Genomic DNA, 20543 nt, shown 5'->3' on the forward strand with positions numbered 1-20543 from the left:
TTATTTAAAAAGATAGCGGAGGTAAGAGAGATGTTTTTAAATTTGATACTGAATCCGATCAGCCTAAAAATGCATTATAAACTGGTTTGTTTGTTTGTTTTTGCCTTCCTTTTCTCAGTTGATCCCGCAGCCGGACAGGAAAGTGGGAGCATGTTGTTCAAAAAACTGGAAGGGGACAAGGCACTTTCCAATGGCGACGTTCAGGCTATTTTTAAGGACCAGGACGGTTTGATGTGGTTTGGCACAGCAAATGGGTTGAATCGCTATGACGGCACGTCCATGCGCACGTTTTTGAGTGATGATGCGGATTCTTCCGCTCTAAGCCAGAACTCCATCTTCAGGATATATGAGGGGCCGGAGGGGAATCTTTGGTTGAAAAATTTCAACCGCATTTTTAACGTATACCTCAAGGAAGAAGAAATATTTGAAAGAAGTCTGGGGCGTATGGCACAGAAGTACCAGCTGAAAAGTGAACAGGTAAAGATGGTTTTTAAGGATTCCAAAGGCAGATATTGGTTTGTCCATCCATTTGAAGGAATGACGCTTTATGACCCGTCCAACAAGAAAGCCACTTATTTTGCCCAGAATTCTTCCATCCAAGGTAGTTTAAGTTACAACCACGTTTCCTATATCGATGAAGCTCCCGATGGCGATTTTTGGGTGGTTTATCAAAACGGCGCTGTGGATGTGCTGGATTCGGAAAACCTTACCGCGGTTAAAAGCTACAAGGCGGATAAGTTTCTGGATCCCGCCTTGAGCTACCAACTGGAGATATTTATGGATGAGGACGGGGATGCCTGGATATTTTGTCCGGACTATGCGTTAGGTCTCGCGCATATTTCCACTTCCACGTCTTCGATCCGGTATATCAATGACACGTCTTCTGTTTTTAGGCTGAATAATCCGCTGATACAAAGCATCATGGAATATCCAAAGGGTAAGATTTGGGTGGGCACTGATCACGGCGGGATCAACCTGATAGACAAGCATAATCAAAGTGTGAGCTATATTCTTCACCAGCCGGAGGAGCCGAGAAGTATCTCTCATAATGCGGTGTATGCCTTATACAGAGACGAACAGGATGTCATTTGGATAGGTACCCATAAAAAGGGGATTCATTTATACCATTCCAGCATTTCCCGGTTTGATCTGGTAAGAAGGGATATGCAGCAAACAAGCCCCTTACCCTTCAATGATGTGAATGCTTTTGAGGAGGATCAAAACGGTTATTTATACATAGGTTCCAATGGAGGGGGGCTTTGGAAGTACGATCCAGTAAACAAAACTTCCCATGATGTATTTCCTGTCACCGGTCCGGGACTCCAACCCGGAGAGGTAATCGTAGATATGAAAATGGATAGGGATGGCATGCTTTGGATCGGGACTTACCAAAATGGCCTCTATGCATATGATGGGGATTCATTCAAACATTTCACGGCGGATTTGTTAAAACCCGGTTCATTGAGGGATAACAATATCTGGAAGATTTTTGAAGACAGCAAGGGAAGATTATGGGTAGGCACGCTCAGGGAAGGCCTTCACTTGTATGACCGGACAACTGAAAAATTCATCCACTTTCCGGCGGATGGAGAGGAATTTCCTTTGAGCAACAAGTACGTCACGGCACTTTTGGAGGATGAAAAAGGCAACATTTGGGTTGGGGGTAACAATGGTATTGATGTATTCAATATAGACAATGGCTTCCATAAGTTTTTCTCCGGTAAAAGTGATGATGTTTCAGGGCTTAGTATAAAGTATGTCACGGAACTTGCCAAAGATCATGAAGGCATCATTTGGGTGACAACAAGCAAGGGCTTGGCTTACTATGATAGAAGGAAAGACCGCTTTGTCAGCTTTAACAAAGCAAAGGGGCTGCCTAATGAATACCTGATTTCGGTGCTGGCAGAAAAAAACGGCAATCTCTGGATAAGTTCCCAGGGCGGTTTAATCCATGCCAATGTAGACCGGACGGGAGATGTTTTTGAACTGGAATTTGGTCATTTTGATGAGGGAGACGGGTTGCAAAGCGCCTATTTCAATAAAAACGCCGCCTTTGCTTCCAAAAAGGGTAATTTTTATTTTGGAGGGTCAAACGGATTCAATGTATTGGATCCTGAAGCGTTTAATTTCAATACCTCTGAGCCAAAGGTGGTGTTTACTGAATTTCAATTATTCAACCAGCCGGTGGCTGTCCATGAAGAGATAAATGGAAGATCCCTCCTTTCCTCTTCCTTGAATCAAGCTGAGAAAATCCAACTCAGGCATCATGAAAATATTTTCTCCGTTTCTTTTTCAGCACTTAATTATTTCAATCCTGCTAAAAGCAGGTTCTTATATAAACTGGAAGGTTTCAATGAGGAATGGATAATGTTGCAAACACCTCCTTTCAAGGTGACCTATACCAACCTGGATCCCGGGAACTATAGACTGGTTGTGAAGGCAACTAATATTGACGGTATTTTGGGAAATGATGAATACAGTCTAAGGATTGAAATAAAAGCTCCCTTTTGGAAGACGCCTTTGGCTTATGTAGGTTATTTTATTTTGTTTTTCATCCTGTTCATTTTGGCCTGGCGATGGTTTGTGGCCAGGGAAAGGGAGAGGTTGAAACGGCAGGACGAGTTGAAGGAAAGCAGGAGACTTGCTGAACTGGATAAAATGAAGACCAGGTTTTTTACCAATGTCAGCCATGAGTTCAGGACCCCCTTGACCCTTATTCTGGCTCCCGTGGAGAAATTGCTTCAGGACAGACCGGATTCTCCGGAAGTATTCCAATATCAAACTATTCAAAAAAATGCAAAAAGGCTGTTGTTACTCATCAACCAACTCCTGGACATCAAAAATATTGAAAAAGAAGGGTTGAAACTCAGTCCGTCAGAAGGTGATATCATCGCTTTCGTTGAAGAAAATGTAAAATCCTTTCAGGGCATTTCACAGAAAAAGAACATCGATCTTTCTTTTTCCTCAAACGTCCGTTCCATTTCCACCACTTTTGATCCCGATAAACTGGAAAAGATTGTGTTCAACTTCTTGTCCAACGCGTTCAAGTTTACGCCGGATGGAGGAAGCATACATGTGGAGCTGGAATTTTCCCAACGTGGAAATGCAGAGGGAATGCTTGCCATCCGGTTTGAGGATAACGGTATAGGGATTGATGATAAGCATATTGATAAAATATTTGATAGGTACTTCACCATGGAATCAGAAAACAACCAAGGCACCGGTATCGGCCTGTCCTTGGCCATGGAATTTACGAAGTTGCATAAAGGTACCATTGAAGTTAAAAGCAAGAAGGGTGAAGGAAGCGTCTTTGAGGTTCGGCTGCCCTTAAAGGTAGATGAAAACATCTTGGTATGGGAAAAATACGCCGTGGACAATGGCAAAGAGTCATTGTTTTCTTTGGGTGATTCACCCGAAAATACCGTAAAGCCAAGTATCCTTATTGTGGAAGATAACGAAGAGCTCAGACAGTATCTGAGCGAAGTCTTAAGAAGGGAATACAATGTTTTGCAAGCCTCTCATGGGAAAGAAGGTTTGGAAATAGCGCTTCATTATATCCCCGATCTGGTGATATCGGACCTTTTGATGCCGCATATGGATGGGGCGACGCTTTGCAAGCAGATCAAGACCAATATCAAGACTTCTCATATTCCGGTAATATTGCTGACCGCAAAAACCTCAGAGGAAGATCAGTTACAGGGGATTGACTCTGGCTGTAATTTGTACATGCATAAACCTTTCAATCTGGAAATTCTCGCTTCAAGTATTCATAATTTATTGTCGGAAAGGGAAAGATTGCAAAAGCATTACCGGAAGAAGATTACGGTGGATACCAGCGAGGAAGAGCTTGAATCATTGGATGACAGACTGATTCAGAATGCAGTGGCTATCGTAGAGAAAGAGATTGATAACCCAGAGTTTTCTGTTGAGCAATTGAGCCGCGAATTGGGAATGAGCAGGGTTCACCTTTACAAGAAGATAAGCTCACTTACAGGAAACGGTCCTTTGGAATTTATCAGAATGATCCGGTTGCAGCGTGCCGCCCAGCTGCTGGAAAAACATCAGTTTACCGTTTCCGAGATTGCCTATAAAGTAGGGTACAACAACGCCAAGTATTTTTCAAGGCATTTCAAGGCCACCTACGGCTCTCTTCCTTCCCAATATGTCAAGGACAAAAATACGGCGTGATGACAACCCCCGCCGACAATGATTTAAAAAATCCTGTTCGTCAGGAGCAAACTCAAGGTTGATTTTACAGAAAAATGGGAAGGTGTTAAAACAAAAAAGCAACCTTTTAAAGGTTGCTTTCAATTACTGATGTCAATGTTATGTTATGCGTTAACTACCTTCACATTCACCGCATTCAGACCTTTTCTTCCTTCTTTGAGGTCGAAGGATACATCATCGTCTTCTCTGATTTCGTCGATTAGACCAGAGACATGCACAAAATATTCTTTTGATGATTCATCATCAATAATAAAACCGAATCCTTTGGACTCATTAAAAAATTTAACTTTTCCTGTGTTCATAATTGTAATTAAATTGATTGTAATATTGGAAGTAAAGGTAAGGATTCTTTTTACAAAAAAAAGTGATTGATAAAATTATTTTTTGAAAATTAAAGATTTCTTAAAATACATTTTCAGCTAAAAAAGGGCAAAAAACGGTTTTTTTTGCCCTTTTGGTGCCCCTTTAAGAGCATATTTTTGGATAATCTCAAAAGCCCGAAGTTATTTCATCAGTTTTATGCCTTCTTGAAGGCATTTTTCCACTTCTTCTTTAGGCCATATACCGGATTGTACCTCTCCTATATGCCTTTTTCTCAGCAAAAACATGCAGGTTCTGGATTGCCCTATCCCTCCTCCTATGCTTTCGGGGAGATCTCCTTGTAACAGTTTTTTATGAAAAAACAGTTCTTTTCTTTTCTCTTCCCCGGCAATTTTCAGCTGCCTTTCCAGGGTAGGCGCATCCACCCTGATGCCCATGGAGGAAAGCTCGAAGCAATTTTCCAAAACCGGATTCCAAACCAGAATATCCCCGTTCAGGCCCTTAAACCCGTCTTCATTCTCACTGCACCAGTCGTCATAATCGGGAGCACGTCCATCATGCTTTTCTCCGTTGCTCAAGATACTTCCTATACCTATAAGGAATATGGCCCCATAGGCTTTGCAGGCTTCGTACTCCCTTTCTTTCGGACTTAAATCCGGATATTGTTGCACCAATTCTTCTGAATGGATAAAAGTAATTTCATCAGGTAAGACCGGTGTAATGTCTTCGAACTGATCATACACCATTTTTTCTATGTCCTTGTAAGTGTCATAGATGGCATTTACAGTATTTTTCAGGGATGAAAGGGTGCGTTCTTCGGCAGGTATTCTCTTTTCCCAGTCCCACTGGTCTACATATAATGAATGCAGCGGTGAATAGTCCTCATCGGGACGCAGCGCCCGCATATCTGTAAAAATCCCTTCTCCCGGAGCTACCTCCAACTCAGCCAGTTGCCATCTTTTCCATTTGGCGAGAGATTGTACCACTACGGCACGGGCATCATCCTGGTTCTTGATAGGGAATCCCACAGGCCTTTCCACACCGTTCAGGTCATCGTTGATTCCGGTGCCGTCAATAATGGCCAAAGGACAGGATACTTTAAACAAATTAAGCCTCTTGGCCATCAAAACCGGAAAATTGGTTTTGATCAAGTCAATGGCTTTTTCCGTTTCCCTTCTGTTCAGAATGCTTTCGTACTTCAGCGCACTGGTTTCTGTCATATTCATATGTTGCATTGTAATCGTGCAATAGAAACTATCGTCCGTTTTGAAATCGGCTCCAATATTAAGGAAAAGAATCCAATACTGGAAATCCGATGGGTCGTTAATTTGATTTAATTCAGGAAGTTTATATAAACGGGTTTATTAACATTCAACGTCATGTCAGTAGGCGTCAGTTTGCCGGTATCATCATCTTTTTCGAAAACCACTAGCTTACTGCTGTTCTGATTGCCGGCCAGCAGGTATTTTCCGTCCGGCGTCAGGTTGAAATTTCTTGGAGCTTCCCCACCGGACGGAATGGTTTGGATGTGGGTGAGCCCACCATCATTTTGAGCTTGAAAAACGATGATTTCATTGGCTTCGCCCCGATTGGATACATAAACAAAGCGGTCATCTTCAGTAATCCTTATCTCTGCTGCACCTACTTTCCCCTCAAATCCATCTTGAAGCAGGCTATGGGTCGCTATGTGCTCCAGTTTTCCGTCCAGGTATCCATATACACCAATTTCAGCGGTAATCTCATGGACAAGATAAAGACGGTCTCCTTTGGAGTTGAAAACAAGATGTCTGGGACCGGCCCCAGGACTTACTTTCAGCCTATAAAACGGTTCTTCAGCCACCGGCTTGTCATTTTGGGAATCAAAATCGTAAACCACTACCTCATCAGTGCCCAAATCTGCGATCAACAGCCTGTGATCCTGGGGATGGAATATAGCAGCATGGACATGAGGTTGTTTTTGTCTATTGGGGTTTACGCTGCTTCCTTGATGCTGGATGGTCTGTACGGCATCGGATAACCTGCCTTCCCGGCTTACGGGGATCACGGCAAAATTTCCCGAGGAATAATTTCCTGCCACCAAAAACTTTTCCGAAGGGTCCATACTGACATAGCAGGGGTGTTCACCCTGGGAAGAAACAGAATTTATTTTACCGAACCTACCTTCTTTTAAAGCAAATGAAGAGACTTTACCTCCCTGTTCCCCTCCCGTTTCTTCTACGGAAAAAACGAGGTTTTGAGTCTTGTTCATGATGACAAAGGACGGATTGTCAGGCTCCGGTGCGGTGGCCAATATCTCCAGTTTTTCCTGGTCCGGTGCGAAGTTCACTAGGTGGATGCCTTTCCTGTTTTCTTCGTTGTAAGTTCCAAGTAGGAATTGATAGTCAGTGGTCATACTGTTTTGGGTTTGTTCTTCCTTTTGCTCAGGGCTACCGCATGCAAGCAGCAATAAGCCGGCCATAACGGCAAGAAACTTATTCATGGTCTGTGGATTTGATGGGTTTATCTTCACTTGACAGTTGATGTGTCTTAGGATCATATTTCCCCTTAAGATCATCAAATTTAGAATTTTTCCAAAGTTTTACGCCGGTGAAATAAGAAGCCCGGCCAATCATATGGGCGCCGACAGGAGCGGTCAACAGCATAAAGAGGATGATGGCAAGCACTCTGGAAGTAATGGCACTGTCCTGAAAATAAAAGGCTGCAGCTCCTAAAATCAGGCCTATACCGAGGGTGGCAGCCTTGGTCGTTACCGATATCCTCAAGTATAAATCCGGCATTCTTACCACTCCTATCGCTGCCAAAAGAATAAAAAGCGCTCCTAAGGAGCTTAGTCCTATGATCAATATTTCATTCATTTTTTTCTCTTTTTTCCATGTAATAAGAAAATGCCACCGTACCCAGAAATGCAATCAGGGCCATGATCATGGCAATATCCAGGAAGGTGGGTTGGTCCGTGTGGATACTGTAGATGGAAATGATCCCTATACCGGTGGTTAGCAGTAAATCCAGGGATACCACACGGTCGGACAAAGTGGGGCCTTTAAGGAACCTGACGAATATGATCAGCGTGGAAAGGGCCAGAACCGGCAATATCACATAATATAAATAGTCGTATAGGCTCATCTTAATATTTCCAATAATTTCCTTTCAAAACCGTTCTTGATGTTGGCAATAAACGTTTCTTTGTCATTCACATACATGGCATGTACATACAATACTTTTCGGTCATCCGACACATCCAGGCTCAAAGTCCCGGGCGTAAGGGTAATCAGGTTGGCCAACAGGGTGATTTCCAGGTTGCTTTTGGCGGTAAGGGGTATTTTTATAATCCCCGGTTTCATATAATATCTGGGCGTAATCACATCATACGCCACCTGTACATTGGCTTTTATCAATTCATACAGGAAGAAGAAAATAAAAGCGACCAGCTTGGGTCCACGATAGAAGTATTTATCCTCTCTCCTGTTGGTTGTAATCAGCCACATAAGGACAAAGCTTAGCAGGAACCCAAAAACAAAATTCTCAAAGGTAAAAGCTCCCGTGACTGCCAGCCAAATGAAGGAGAGCAAAAGGTTACTTAGAAATCTGGTCTTAATCATGGTAGTCAATTCTTATAATGTCCCCAATACCGCGTCTATATAATTACGGGAATCCAATAGTTCTGAAGAAACTGTTTGTGCGACCCTGATCACCCATTCTGCACCAAAACCGGTGGCGAGTGAAACCAGTCCAAGCAGGGCAATGGAAATGATCATGGCTTGTTTTTTCAGGGGTTTCAGTTCATTAAAATATTTTACATGCTTCTTTTTTGGAAGATCGGGGCCTTCTTTCCAGAATACTTCGGCCCACAACCTGGCTATGATAATTAAGGTAAGGAAACTTCCGAGGATAATAAAGCTAATTAGCCAGTAATTTGAGGTTTCGATACCTCCCTCAACCAGAAGAAGCTTTCCCCAGAATCCTGAAAGCGGGGGGATGCCGACCAGGGAAAACAAAGGTACCGCCATTAACAGGCTTAATTTTGGATATTGTTTATAAAACCCACCCAGTAACCTCATGCTGTAGGTGCCTTTGATTTTAAAGATCAGCCCGCTTGCCATGAACAAGTTAGTTTTGACGATGATGTCATGGACCAAATAGAAGATGGCACCGGTGATGGCAACTTCTGTATATATACCTAATCCGGCGACCATATAACCGATATGGCAAATGATCAGATAACTGAAGATTTTTCTGATATTATTTTGACCCAATGCCCCTATTCCCCCTGTAAGGATGGTCATGATAGCGATCACGGTAATCAATGTGGAGAGAAAAGCATCAGGTATGAATATCAGGGTAAAAACCCTTAAAAGTGCATATACCCCCACCTTGGTGAGCAAGCCCCCAAAGATGGCGGAAATTGCCGGTGGAGGCGTATGATAAGAGGCGGGAAGCCAAAAATACAAGGGGAAGACGGCTGACTTTATGCCAAAGCCCACGAGAAACAGTATGGCGGTAACATTGACCAAGCCCCGGTTTTCAATTTCACTTACTTTTAAAGAAAGATCGGCCATATTCAGGCTACCCGTCAAGCCATAAAGGATGGCGATGGCAGTGAGAAAGATCACTGAGGCCAACAGGTTCATGGTTACATATTTAATGGCACCTTCCAGCTGGGCTTTTTCCCCTCCAATGGTAATGAGGACAAAGGAAGAAATGATGATGATTTCGAACCATACGTACAGGTTGAAGATGTCGCCTGTCAGGAAGGCTCCGCTGAGCCCCATGAGGAGTAGGTGTAAAATCGGGAAATAACCGAACTTTATTCTGGCGTTTCGCACGCTGCCTACAGAGAAGACGGATACTGCCAGACCTGAGATGGCTGTCAGTACCACCATCATCGCACTGAAAGTATCCGCCACAAAACTGATACCAAAAGGAGCTTCCCAATTGCCCGCTTGCATGGTCTGTATACCGCCTGTCCTGACGCTTGCAAATAAGCTGACACTGATGATCAACGCGATCAGGGATCCGGTCACTGAGATCAGTTTTTGCAGGTTTTTGCGGGTCCAGCAGAACATCAGGATGACAGCGATAAAAAGCTGGAAAATTACAGGCAAAACAATGTACGGGTTACTCATAAGTCTTCGTCGGTTGCATTCATTTCATCTAAATCATCGGTTTTCACCACTTTATAAGCACGTTTGACCAGAATGATGGCAAAGGCCTGTAATCCAAAGCTGATCACAATAGCGGTGAGGATAAGGGCTTGGGGAACAGGATCGGCATATATTTCAGACAGGACCTTCTCCGTAGCCCCGATGATCGGCGGTGTCCCCTTGGCTATTCTGCCCAGCAGAAAAATCAAGAGGTTGGCCCCGTTGCCCAGCAAAATCAGCCCGATGATCAGTTTTACCAGGCTTCGGCGGAGCATCATATAAATGCCTGCCGCATATAATAATCCAATAATGATGGCCAGTAATATTTCCATTTTTATAAGCCTTCAGAAATAGTAAAGATGATAGTCAGGGTAACCCCGATCACAACCAGGAATACACCGGTATCGAAGAACAGCGCAGTACCCACCATTCCTATGACAGGAAGGGGATCGTCAAACCAGAGTCCGGTCATGAACGGTTCACTGATAAACAAAGGGGCGGCCCCGGCTGCCAGAGCCAGCGATAGGCCCAGGGGCATCAGGAAACCGGGATGGAATTTGACAATGTTTTTGGTTTTTTCAATGCCGTTGGCAAAAGAGTGGATGACAAAGGCAATGGAAGCGATTAACCCTCCCACAAACCCGCCTCCGGGAAGATAGTGTCCCCGCAGGAGAATAAATACCGAAAACAACAGCAGTAGCGGTAGCAGGTAAGTGGAAGCTGTTTTAAAAATTATTGTCTTCATATATTATTCTTTTTCAACACTTTTTAAATGAAGTTTTAACAAGCTGAAAACTCCTATAGCAGCAATGGCCAGTACAGTGATTTCTACCATGGTATCGAAGCCCCGGAAGTCCACCAATATGACATTGACCACGTTTTTTCCTTTACCCAGCAGATAAGCATTTTCGGCATAGTAAGCCGTGGTATCTTTAATGACGGATTCATTCAAAACTTCCAGCGTCAAGATGCTGACCAGGATTCCGAAAATCAACGAAAGCAACCCATCTCTGATTCTGTCCCTTGTGTCAGATAATTTTAGATAACGGGGGAGGTTGTAAATCACCAGCACAAACAGGATCACCGTCAGCGTATCGATCGAAAACTGTGTCATGGCAAGATCCGGGGCGGAATAAAACAAAAATATCAGGCAGAAAGCATACCCGACCACGCCCATCGAAACCACGGCCACCAGTCGCGACTTGGAGAATACCGTAAAGAAGATGGCAGATGCCATAATGAATATGACCGTAGCTTCATAAAGCGTTATTTCCGTCAGGGATGAGGTGTCAAAATATATTTCAACCCCAAATAACAGCCTGTAGGCCAGCAAAACAGAAATGAATACCAGTATGGTGATAAGGTAATACCTCAGGTATCCGTTCTGGAAAAAGTTTGTCCAGTACTTTCCGGCTTTTTGGAAGATACCGGCAAGGCCTATGATTATCCGCTGGGGAGAAATCACCTCAAACCGCTCGGTTTTTGCCAGCAGGTTTTCTGACGGCTTCAGGATCAGATAAAGGGCAATCCCCGAGGCAATGGTGGCCACGCTGAGCACCAAAACGGTATTGAATCCGTGCCATAACTGCAAGTGAAATTCAGGAACAGCCTGTGTCAAACTGCTGACAAGGGGATAAACAAGCCGCTGTTCTATCAATCCCGGAAAGAAGCCGAACAAAATACCCAGTCCTGCCAGTATCAAAGGGGGGATATACATGATCGGGCTGGGCAGGTGTATTTTCTCAAATTCCCGGGGGAGTGGCCCGCCAAAAGGTTTGATTCCTGCAAGAAAACCTGCAAAGAGAAGGGTTATGTTGGTGACAACAGCAAGTAGGGTGAGAAACCAACCTAAGTCTCCTATTCCCAGGGTAGCCTCATAAATAAGATCTTTGCCGATAAAACCTAAAGTAGGAGGGACGCCGGCATTGGAAAGGGCTGCCAATAACCCCGCTACTCCCACAGGCAGCATTACCTTGTTCAGCCCCCGCAGCCTGGACACATCGCGGGTGCCTGTTTCGTGGTCAATGATGCCGGTGATCAAAAAGAGGGTGGCTTTATAAAGGGCGTGTACCAGAATATAAACACCTGCGGCTAAAAGCGCGGCTTCCGTTCCCAGTCCGATCAGAAATACCAGAATGCCCAACGCCGCTATGGTGGAGTAGGCTAAAATCCCTTTTAAATCCAACCGAAAAACCGCATGAAAAGCAGCATATACCATGGTAATGGCCCCTATGGTTATCAGCGTGCCGTTCCACCATTCATGGCCGCCTAAAACCGGCGTGAACCTTGCCAAAAGGTACACCCCCGCTTTTACCATGGTGGCGGAGTGGAGGTAGGTGGAAACCGGGGTGGGGGCTTTCATGGCACCAGGTAACCAAAAATGAAACGGAAACTGAGCTGATTTGGTAAAGGCGGCTACAAAAACGAAAAAAAGGAGCAACGGGTACAGCCCGTGTGCTTTAATGGCTTCGGCGAGCGAAAGCATGGAGGATATCTTGTTGGCCTCTGTAATGTATCCCAGGGTGATCATCCCGGCCAGCAGGAAAAGACCGCCAAGACCGGTAATGCCCAAAGCGATAAGGGCGGACTTCCTGGAAGCCCCGCTGTCGTTGTTGAACCCGATCAGGAAAAATGAACTGATACTGGTAAGTTCCCAGAAAATGAACAGCGAGAAAATATTGTCGGAAAGCACCAGTCCCAACATGGATGCCATAAACATGGACAAGTAGGCGTAGAAACGGTCCAGATAGACATGGCCTTTTAAATAAGCGGCCGTGTAGATAAACACCAACGAACCGATACCGGTGATCAACAGGGAAAATAGCAGGGAAAGCCCGTCAAGATTGAAATCAAGATTGATGCCGAGGGAGGGCACCCATTGGTAGGATTCCCGAATGGGCCCCGTTTTTATATAAGGGATTTTGGATAGAAAAAAAGCGAATAAAGACAAGGGCAGTAGGGAGACCCAAAGGGTGGACCTTTGCTTGAAATAATTCATTAAAGCCGGAACCAAAAGGGCAAAAATGAAACCCGAAACAACTGCTATTAACATCCTGATATTAATTAAAAGGGTGGCTATGGAGCGCCTAAAATACAAAATATATTCGATCTTATTGGGCAATCGGTAAAGATTGACAAGATGTATTGTATTATTTTAAATAATAAACTGATAGCTAAGAATATAGAGAAGCTTTTCTCCAACGGCGTCAAAATTATACGCAGAGATTCATGCGTAGCCGGGAAAAATTGCTCATTTTTGAGTAATTTGGGACTTCAAATAAAAATATACCAAGCAATGACAAATATATATGAGACTGAAGTAGCTAAGCGGTTTACCATTTACAACAGTCTATTTTTGGATTTACCCTTCGACCAAATATACAGGACGGGTACTCTGTTGCCGATTCTTACAGGGGCTTGCCAAAGCGGTTTTGAGAAAAACAAAACACCAAAAGAAATCATCCATCAGTTTTTCGAAGAGCTGATGGCTGAAAAATCAGAGAAAGAGAGGCATGATTTGCTTTTTAAAATGGTTCAGTATATCGAAAGGCAGGTAGTGCTTTTTGACTCCATAGAAGATGCTGCCTATGAGAAAGTAAATGACCTTAAAGGAAAGGGCAGCATGACGGCAATGATTTCCAGGGCAGAAAATGACCATAAAAAGGAAGACCTTATCGACAAGCTTAAGAACTTTTCTGTGAGACTTACCCTTACTGCACACCCTACCCAGTTTTATCCGGGGAATGTGCTTGCAATCATTACCGATCTGGAATCAGCCATCCGTAAAAATGATCTTGGAGCTATCGATATGTTGCTGAGACAGTTAGGTAAGACAGGTTTTATCAACAAGGAAAAACCAACACCGTACGATGAGGCTGTCAGCCTTTGTTGGTTTTTGGAATTCGTGTTTTATCCCAGCATTTCGGAAATCATGGTAAGGATGTTGAATCAACTTGATTTGCCCCTCCATGATTGGGAAAATCCCAACCTCCTGAAGATAGGTTTCTGGCCTGGAGGGGATCGGGATGGCAATCCCTATGTGACTCATGATATTACCCGTAAGGTGGCGGACAAGTTGCAAAACAGTATATTGAAGTGTTACTATAGGGATATCAGAAAAGTCAAAAGGAGACTCACATTCCAAAACGTTGAATCCCATCTGATCAAGGCTGAAAGACTGATTTATAATACCCTTTTTGGCGGCGATGGTGAGGTTTTTCACACTAAGGAAGAGTTGCTGGATGTACTTTACCAAGCCAGGAAAGGTATTATAGAAGAGCACGGGGGATTGTTTTTGGAAATATTGGATGAATTTATCCTGAAAGTGAGGGTCTTTGGGTTTCATTTTGCGAGCATGGATGTCAGGCAGGACAGCAGAAAACATGATGATCTTTGGGAGACACTCATACTTCAGCAGGAAGGAAAAAAGGGGCTGGCTGCATTCCAAGAAGCCGGTGAGTCTGAGAAAATTGAAAAAGTTCTTTCCACAGATAAATTGCCCCAGATTGAATCCTTTGAAGACCATTTCCATCAAGAGATGCTGAATAGTATCAAAGCAATCCGCTATATCCAGGAGAAAAACGGTCCCTCGGGCTGTCAAAGATATATCATTTCAAACAACCAATCCGCCCTTCATATTTTGGAGGTGTTTCAGCTCAACCGGTTGCTGTTGGGCAAAGGAGGCAGTTTACATTTGGATATTGTGCCCCTTTTTGAAACCATTGATGACCTGGCAGCAGCGCCCGGTATTATGAAAAGCCTCTATCAAAACAGTATTTATAGGGAACATCTCAGAAACCGGGATAACAAACAGACGATTATGCTGGGCTTCTCAGACGGTACCAAAGATGGAGGATATATCAGGGCAAATTGGTCCATCCTGAGGGCCAAAGAGGAACTGACCAAAGTGGCAAGGACTGAAGGCATAGATGTGGTGTTTTTCGATGGAAGAGGAGGGCCTCCGGCGAGAGGGGGTGGTAATACCCATAATTTCTATGCCTCTCTGGGCCCAAATGTGGAAAACAGAGAGATACAGATAACCATTCAGGGACAGACAATAAGTGCCAATTATGGCAAGCAGGTAAGCTGCACCTATAACCTGGAACAACTGCTCAGTGCCGGTATGGAAAGCCACCTCTATCCTTCAAGCGAAAACAGCCTCACTGACAAACAAAAGGAACTGATCGAAGAAATGGCGGAGTACAGCTATCAGGCTTATAAAGAACTGAAAAACCATCCGCAGTTTGTCCCTTATCTTGAAAACGTGACGCCCTTGAAGTTTTTTGGGATGACCAATATAGGTTCCAGACCCGTGAAAAGAAGCAAGGGGGGAAGCATGAAATTTGAGGACCTCCGCGCCATCCCTTTTGTGGGTGCATGGGCACAGATGAAACAGAATATCCCTGGTTTCTTTGGCGTAGGTAAAGCCATAGAAGAAATGGAAAAAAGGGGAAAGTTGGAAGAGGTGAAAAAACTGTACAATGACTCCCTTTTCTTCAGGTCTCTACTCGGAAATTCCATGCAATCCCTGGCAAAATCTTTTTATCCTGCCACGGCTTACCTGAAGGATAATGATACCTTTGGTGGATTTTGGGAATTGATGTACGGTGAGTACCAAAGGTCATTGAAAAACATTCTAAAGGTCTCAAATATGGAGAACCTGTTGGATGACAACCAATTGAGTAAGGAATCCATAGCGATCCGTGAAAAGATTGTGTTGCCCCTGATCACCATCCAGCAGTATGCAATACAAACCATACTGGAGAAAGGTAAAGAAGATGCCGCCCTTCAAAAATTGATCTTAAGGACCATGTTCGGAATCATCAATGCGGCGAGAAACGCTGCTTAAAAGGATTCCGGGCTTGACGCTCATCAAATCCTGCAAATGATGGCACTATGCCGGTTTGCAGGATTTTTTTAAATGATCTTTCAGGTAACCTTTGCCTTTCGGACTTTATTGCCCATTGCGGAGTAGTATAGCCGCGATGGCTGTAGTTTTGGACCCTGCATGGTTCCGGGGAGTTAAGGTTTTCCCCCATATGCTTCATCTGGGGTATATTTAAGGTTTTCTCCTTGATAAAGGCTCTTTTTAAACAGCCAACCGATAGTATTGTTAGCGAATTCTCAATTTTGGAAACACAGTGAGGTTGTGTTTTGTTGATAAAATCAATAAAAACACAATTTATTAAAAATAATGTAAAAATTATTTAAAATCATTGCTATATTTTTATTTTTACCCTTGTTGTATTAACTTTGAAATATTAAACAAAGACAAATGGTCTTTTATACTGTAGGGTGATGAAATTGGCATACATGCCCTCCTGTCTCGGGGGTGGGGATCACAGCATAAAGCAAACATGGAGCTCGTGTTTCGCCTAACTGCCCCGTGGAGGTTCGAATCCTTCTCCTACAGCAGGTTATTTTGGGTTTATTGTTAATTGACTAAAGCTATGGAACACTGTTTCATGGCTTTTTTATTGATGAAGGTGTCCGCATTTAAGCGAGCGTGTCATCCCCAATGAATATTGGAAGGGGGACATGGGCCCGTTTTTTGCACATAAATAAATAATATCGCCGTTTATTCGGCAAGGTTTTGGGTCAGCCGGTATAAACCGCCGTCCTCTTCATCGGTCAACAGGTATAAGTCCCCGTCAGGACCTTGTCTTACATCTCTTATCCTTCCGATTTTGTCTTTGAGCAGTTCTTCCACATGAATCACTTCATCGTTTTCAATCACCATCCTGAAAAGCTGTTTCTGATAGAGCGAGCCGGCAAACAAATGGCCGTTCCATGCACTGATAGGCCCGTTTTGATAAAAAGTGAGTCCTGAAGGGGCCATGTTGTCTTCCCAGACATATTTGGGAGCGGTCACCCCGGGTGCTTCTCTGCCGATACCGATTTTTTCCTCCGTGCTGTATTCCCTGCCAAAAGCCACCTGGGGCCAGCCATAGTTATTTCCTTTTTCGATTTTGTGGAGCAGGTCGCCTCCATTTGGGCCATGTTCTGTGGACCAGATTACTCCGGTAGCGGGATCCATGGCTATGCCCTGGTTGTTGCGGTGCCCAAATGAAAAGATTTCAGGTCTCAGGTTGCCGGGGGCCATCCCCACGAATGGGTTGTCTTCCACCGCACCTCCGTTCTCATTCAGTCTTATCATGGATCCGGCTGGATCGGTGAGATCTTGGGAGCCCCACCGTTGTCCTCTGTCTCCAATAGAAAAAATAACCGTTCCATCCCCTGGAAATAGAATCCGTGACCCATAATGCCTGCCAGGATCTGTCCTCGGTACCTGGGCGTAAATGGTTTCAACTTCTTCCAGCTTTTTACGGTCAGAGGAAATCTTTGCCCTGGCCAACGTGGTTCCAGTCCCATGTTCATCGTCTCCAATAACGGAATCATCATCGCCCGGACTGGAGTAGGTAAAATAAATCCAGCCATTGAAAGCGTATTCGGGGTGAGCGACCACATCCAGCAACCCTCCCTGGTTGCCGCCTTGGGGCGCGGTAAGCTGGTCCTCATCCGTATCGATTTTGGGAAGGCCTTTGAGTTCTTGGACCTCATCTTCGTGAATAAGGTACATTTTTCCCGGTCTTTCTGTGACGACCATGCTGCCATCGGGCAGCCAAGTCACTCCCCAGGGGTGCTCCAATCCCCCTATCACTTTTATGACGGAAAAGACAGATTCTTCGCTGTCGATGTTTTCTTCGACGATTTCATTTTCCACTTTCACCTGGGCGAATCCCGGGATGGGAACGCTTGAAGAATAAAAAAGGAAAAAAATGATCATCCACGGGTAGCGTAAAGGGCTATTAGTTATCGGTTTCATCGGTAGTTGGTTTTGTTTCATGCGATATCGCATCCTTATTTCAACAAACTTTATACCTTTTGTCGATCGTATTAAAAAAATAGTGGTGACGACCCTAAAAAAAATAGCCTCCATGTACGGGTCCGCTGGATCAGTGTTTGTCTTTAGTTGTTTTTAGCAGGCCTAAGCCGGAACCGAAGAAAACGAAACCGAGCACAAGAAGAACCAAAATGGTTTTCCAGTCAGCTGATTCCGGGTTTAGAAAAAGGTAGGCGCCATAAATCAGTCCGAAAATTCCCGCTAAAGTCAGCAATGGTCCGAAAATACGTTTAAAATTCATGGTAGTTCCGTTTTTACCTCATGGGTATCAAAAACACTGCCAATGAAATGTCGTTCCCCTTATCGCCGGAGCCCGTAGACAGGTGGGTAACGGATGTCTTTTGCTCCGGCTTTAAAAATCAGTGTCCGGTTCATCCAATTTCAGCCGTTGTATCCAGATGTTTCTGAACAACACATCATGTCCCTCCGCCTGCAATTTGATGCCGCCGGGACGGTCGGTGATGCCCTTGCCGCCATCATTGCCGCCATCCATGCCGGAGTTGGCACCTCCCCAAACCTGCTGAATGGATTCGTTTTCGTGGATTTTTTCTCCATTAAAATAGATGGTCACCATGGCTTTTTCAGAAAGTTTGCCTGCTTCATTAAATCTTGCCGCCCTGAATTGGATGTCGTACGCATTCCATGCGCCCAAGCCGTTGTAAGGATGATAGGGGGCTGCCTTTTCATTGATGATGGCAGCCATGCCATGGGCCGTGCTGTCCCCGTCCAATATCTGGATCTCGTACCTGTTTTGCAAATAAACCCCACTGTTCCCGCCTTCATTCTGAATCAAAAACTCCACGTGCAGCCGGAAATCCGTGAATTGCTGCTTGGTGACAATGTCCGCCGCTCCATACTTGCCATCTGCTGCTGCGGGGTCATTGGCAATTACAGCACTTCCCTTGTCCACTGGGTCATTCACGATTTCCCATTTAATGGGAAGAGAAGCCGCCAATCTCGGCCCCTCCCAATAAGTCCATTTTCTATGGAGCATTTTTTTGGAGCCATCAAACAGCATCTCCGCCCCCTTTGGGGCTTTGGCACCCACGCCTATCTGGGCGCAGACATCCGCAAAAGGGGCTAAAAAAAACCACAACACAAGCAGGTTCAGTATAATTGATTTGAGAAACATGAATATGGTTTGTCTAATGATGAAGATCTTTAAATAAAAGCCAGCTGTAAAATTACCTTTCCGCGGCATGCTAACGATTTCTGTTCTTATTGGTGCACATCCCGCAGAAGGTCATTAATGGTTTTGACAGGGTTGAAGGTGATCAATGGCACTTCTACGAATATGGAATTCCAATTGTCCATAGAACCATTCCAAAGACCTGGTAATTCCTGGGCTTTAAGGTCTTTACCGTTTTTGGACTTTTGGGTGATGAATCCTGTTTTAGGGTTGCGGTACTCAAGGAGATTGAATTTTTTGCCCTTATAATCTTTCACGCTGCATACGAGATCGGTAGGGTTAAAATGGGAGGATGACTGGAAAATCCCTTGCTGATGAGGGTCATCCAGGTTCAATTGGGCGGTTTCACCGATTTGCAGGGAAAGAGAACCATCGGCTTCTTTTACCCAAAAAGGACCGCCACCGGGTTCGCCGGTGTTTTCCACCATGCCACAAACCCTGATGGGCCTGTTCAGTTTCTTTTTTAGATAGGCCGCCTTTTCGGCAAGGTTGTATTTGTGATAAAAATCAGGGAGCTTGGCCCCTAAAATCTGCGTATAAACCCCTTCGGATTCTATGATAAGCGCTTCGTCAGCATCGGCTTCCAGCTTTTCCAAAACCGAAAACACACGATCCTGGGCATCTAATAAAATGCCGCCAATGGCTTTTTTGAAGGTTTCAGTGGATCCTTTTAACCTATCGGGAACCACGTTGTCAATATTTTTGATAAACACAAGGTCCGCGTCAATGTCGTTAAGATTCTCCAGCAAAGCACCATGTCCGGCGGGCCGAAACAGGATCTCGCCGTTTTCTTCCGTAAATGGCATATTGTCCATATTGACCGCTATGGTATCTGTGGTCTTTTTCTGTTGAGAAAAAGTCACTTCGAAATTTACATTGAACCGGGCTTCCATAGCGGGCTGGATGTCGGCGATCTTTTCCTCAAACTTCTCCTGATGCTCCGGAGATACTGTAAAATGTAGCCGGACCGTATTCCCTTTTCCCAGCCCATATTGGGCACCTTCGACAAAATGTTCTTCAACGGGCGTGCGGCTGCCTTCATCATAACGGTGAAATTTCAACAGTCCTTTGGGCAGGCTGCCATACCCCAAGCCCTCGTCCTCCAGCAAATGCCGGATGATCAGCTTGTAATCTTTGGTTGCCAATGCTTTTTCAATGCTGCTTCCGGAAGCTTTGAGGCTATTGTCAAGGTCCTCATAAAATGCAAAGGAAGACAGGTTGTCAATGAATTGTTTGGTAATGGGGTCGGCATCCAGAGAGGCAGTGTCATTGTCCAAAAAGGCATAAAGGTCCTTGAACATCCTGCTGGCTGCACCGCTGGCAGGGACAAATTTGAAGATAACCTTTCCTTTGGAATATTTTTGATAGGTATCAAGAAAACGTTCCAGTTCCTTTTCATCCAGCACCATGATGCCGTCGCCCGGAGTGGCAGCAGCATAAATATTCAGATAAGGAAATCCCTGCTCAAAATTACGGATCTGCTCTTCTATGGTAGCGGGTGACATCCCTTGTTCCTCAATCTGTTTTTTATGTAAGTCGGTCAGCATACAATGAAAAATCGTTAGGGTTGATAATGATAGTTACGACTGACCAATATAGCAATTCCATTTGTGATAGGCCTAATAAATTTCGGGAAAATCCTTTGTTCCGGGCAATGGAGAGTTTGCGTTCGATTTCCTATTCCCTGTTCTCCGTTCCCCGTTTCCTGAATATTCCGTTAAAAGTGAATAGGGAAAAGAGAACAGGAGGTTCCGTCCTATTC

16 protein-coding genes are annotated in these 20543 nt (G+C 44.5%); 2 read left to right on the plus strand and 14 right to left on the minus strand.

Annotation, left to right across the window (positions count from 1 at the left end; all coding sequences use genetic code 11):
* Window positions 1-69 precede the first annotated feature (69 nt).
* Window positions 70-4188: a hybrid sensor histidine kinase/response regulator transcription factor gene (locus tag ACFPFU_RS14935; protein ID WP_377065575.1), complete on the plus strand. Its 4119-nt coding sequence runs from the start codon at window positions 70-72 to the stop codon at window positions 4186-4188.
* Window positions 4189-4331: 143 nt separating this feature from the next.
* Here the strand turns inward: ACFPFU_RS14935 and ACFPFU_RS14940 are convergent, their stop codons facing one another.
* The 10 genes from ACFPFU_RS14940 to ACFPFU_RS14985 form a co-directional block, all read right to left on the minus strand.
* Window positions 4332-4529, minus strand: a complete 198-nt coding sequence (locus tag ACFPFU_RS14940) for a cold-shock protein (protein WP_014020889.1) — start codon at window positions 4527-4529, stop codon at window positions 4332-4334.
* Between the two features lie 201 nt (window positions 4530-4730).
* Entirely contained in the window at window positions 4731-5774 is a 1044-nt protein-coding gene (gene asnA, locus ACFPFU_RS14945) for an aspartate--ammonia ligase (protein WP_377065576.1), read from the minus strand.
* A 107-nt stretch (window positions 5775-5881) separates the two neighbouring features.
* The gene (locus ACFPFU_RS14950; RefSeq protein WP_377065577.1) at window positions 5882-7027 is read right to left on the minus strand and encodes a beta-propeller fold lactonase family protein; all 1146 of its coding nucleotides are present in this window, start codon (window positions 7025-7027) and stop codon (window positions 5882-5884) included.
* A complete protein-coding gene (gene mnhG / locus ACFPFU_RS14955) occupies window positions 7020-7403 on the minus strand; it encodes a monovalent cation/H(+) antiporter subunit G (protein ID WP_377065578.1) in 384 nt (127 codons plus the stop codon). The genes ACFPFU_RS14950 and mnhG overlap by 8 nt, the downstream gene beginning before the upstream one ends.
* Window positions 7396-7671 (minus strand): cation:proton antiporter, encoded by a 276-nt coding sequence (locus ACFPFU_RS14960; protein WP_377065579.1) that lies wholly within the window; start codon window positions 7669-7671, stop codon window positions 7396-7398. The genes mnhG and ACFPFU_RS14960 overlap by 8 nt, the downstream gene beginning before the upstream one ends.
* Entirely contained in the window at window positions 7668-8147 is a 480-nt protein-coding gene (locus ACFPFU_RS14965) for a Na+/H+ antiporter subunit E (protein ID WP_377065580.1), read from the minus strand. The genes ACFPFU_RS14960 and ACFPFU_RS14965 overlap by 4 nt, the downstream gene beginning before the upstream one ends.
* A 12-nt stretch (window positions 8148-8159) precedes the next feature.
* Window positions 8160-9671: a proton-conducting transporter transmembrane domain-containing protein gene (locus tag ACFPFU_RS14970; RefSeq protein WP_377065581.1), complete on the minus strand. Its 1512-nt coding sequence runs from the start codon at window positions 9669-9671 to the stop codon at window positions 8160-8162.
* Window positions 9668-10021 (minus strand): Na+/H+ antiporter subunit C, encoded by a 354-nt coding sequence (locus ACFPFU_RS14975; RefSeq protein WP_377065582.1) that lies wholly within the window; start codon window positions 10019-10021, stop codon window positions 9668-9670. The genes ACFPFU_RS14970 and ACFPFU_RS14975 overlap by 4 nt, the downstream gene beginning before the upstream one ends.
* A 2-nt stretch (window positions 10022-10023) precedes the next feature.
* Window positions 10024-10434, minus strand: coding sequence for a Na+/H+ antiporter subunit B (locus tag ACFPFU_RS14980; RefSeq protein ID WP_377065583.1), 411 nt, complete (start codon window positions 10432-10434; stop codon window positions 10024-10026).
* A gap of 3 nt (window positions 10435-10437) precedes the next feature.
* Complete coding sequence (locus ACFPFU_RS14985) at window positions 10438-12741, minus strand: putative monovalent cation/H+ antiporter subunit A (protein ID WP_377065584.1); 2304 nt, start codon at window positions 12739-12741, stop codon at window positions 10438-10440.
* 243 nt (window positions 12742-12984) lie between these two features.
* Between ACFPFU_RS14985 and ACFPFU_RS14990 the strand changes: the two genes are divergently transcribed.
* Complete coding sequence (locus tag ACFPFU_RS14990; RefSeq protein WP_377065585.1) at window positions 12985-15537, plus strand: phosphoenolpyruvate carboxylase; 2553 nt, start codon at window positions 12985-12987, stop codon at window positions 15535-15537.
* A gap of 729 nt (window positions 15538-16266) precedes the next feature.
* On the opposite strand, the gene ACFPFU_RS14995 is transcribed toward ACFPFU_RS14990, so the two are convergent.
* The 4 genes from ACFPFU_RS14995 to ACFPFU_RS15010 all read right to left on the minus strand — a co-directional run bounded on the left by ACFPFU_RS14995 (window position 16267) and on the right by ACFPFU_RS15010 (window position 20328).
* Window positions 16267-17514 carry a PQQ-dependent sugar dehydrogenase gene (locus ACFPFU_RS14995; RefSeq protein ID WP_377065586.1) on the minus strand — a complete coding sequence of 416 codons (1248 nt, stop codon included), beginning with the start codon at window positions 17512-17514 and terminating at the stop codon, window positions 16267-16269.
* Window positions 17515-17644: 130 nt separating this feature from the next.
* Window positions 17645-17833, minus strand: a complete 189-nt coding sequence (locus ACFPFU_RS15000; RefSeq protein ID WP_377065587.1) for a hypothetical protein — start codon at window positions 17831-17833, stop codon at window positions 17645-17647.
* Between the two features lie 111 nt (window positions 17834-17944).
* Window positions 17945-18724: a 3-keto-disaccharide hydrolase gene (locus tag ACFPFU_RS15005; protein ID WP_377065588.1), complete on the minus strand. Its 780-nt coding sequence runs from the start codon at window positions 18722-18724 to the stop codon at window positions 17945-17947.
* 86 nt (window positions 18725-18810) lie between these two features.
* Entirely contained in the window at window positions 18811-20328 is a 1518-nt protein-coding gene (locus ACFPFU_RS15010; RefSeq protein ID WP_377065589.1) for a DUF4301 family protein, read from the minus strand.
* Window positions 20329-20543: the final 215 nt, after the last annotated feature.

The organism is Negadavirga shengliensis, from assembly GCF_042652345.1.
Classification (GTDB): Bacteria; Bacteroidota; Bacteroidia; order Cytophagales; family Cyclobacteriaceae; genus Negadavirga; species Negadavirga shengliensis.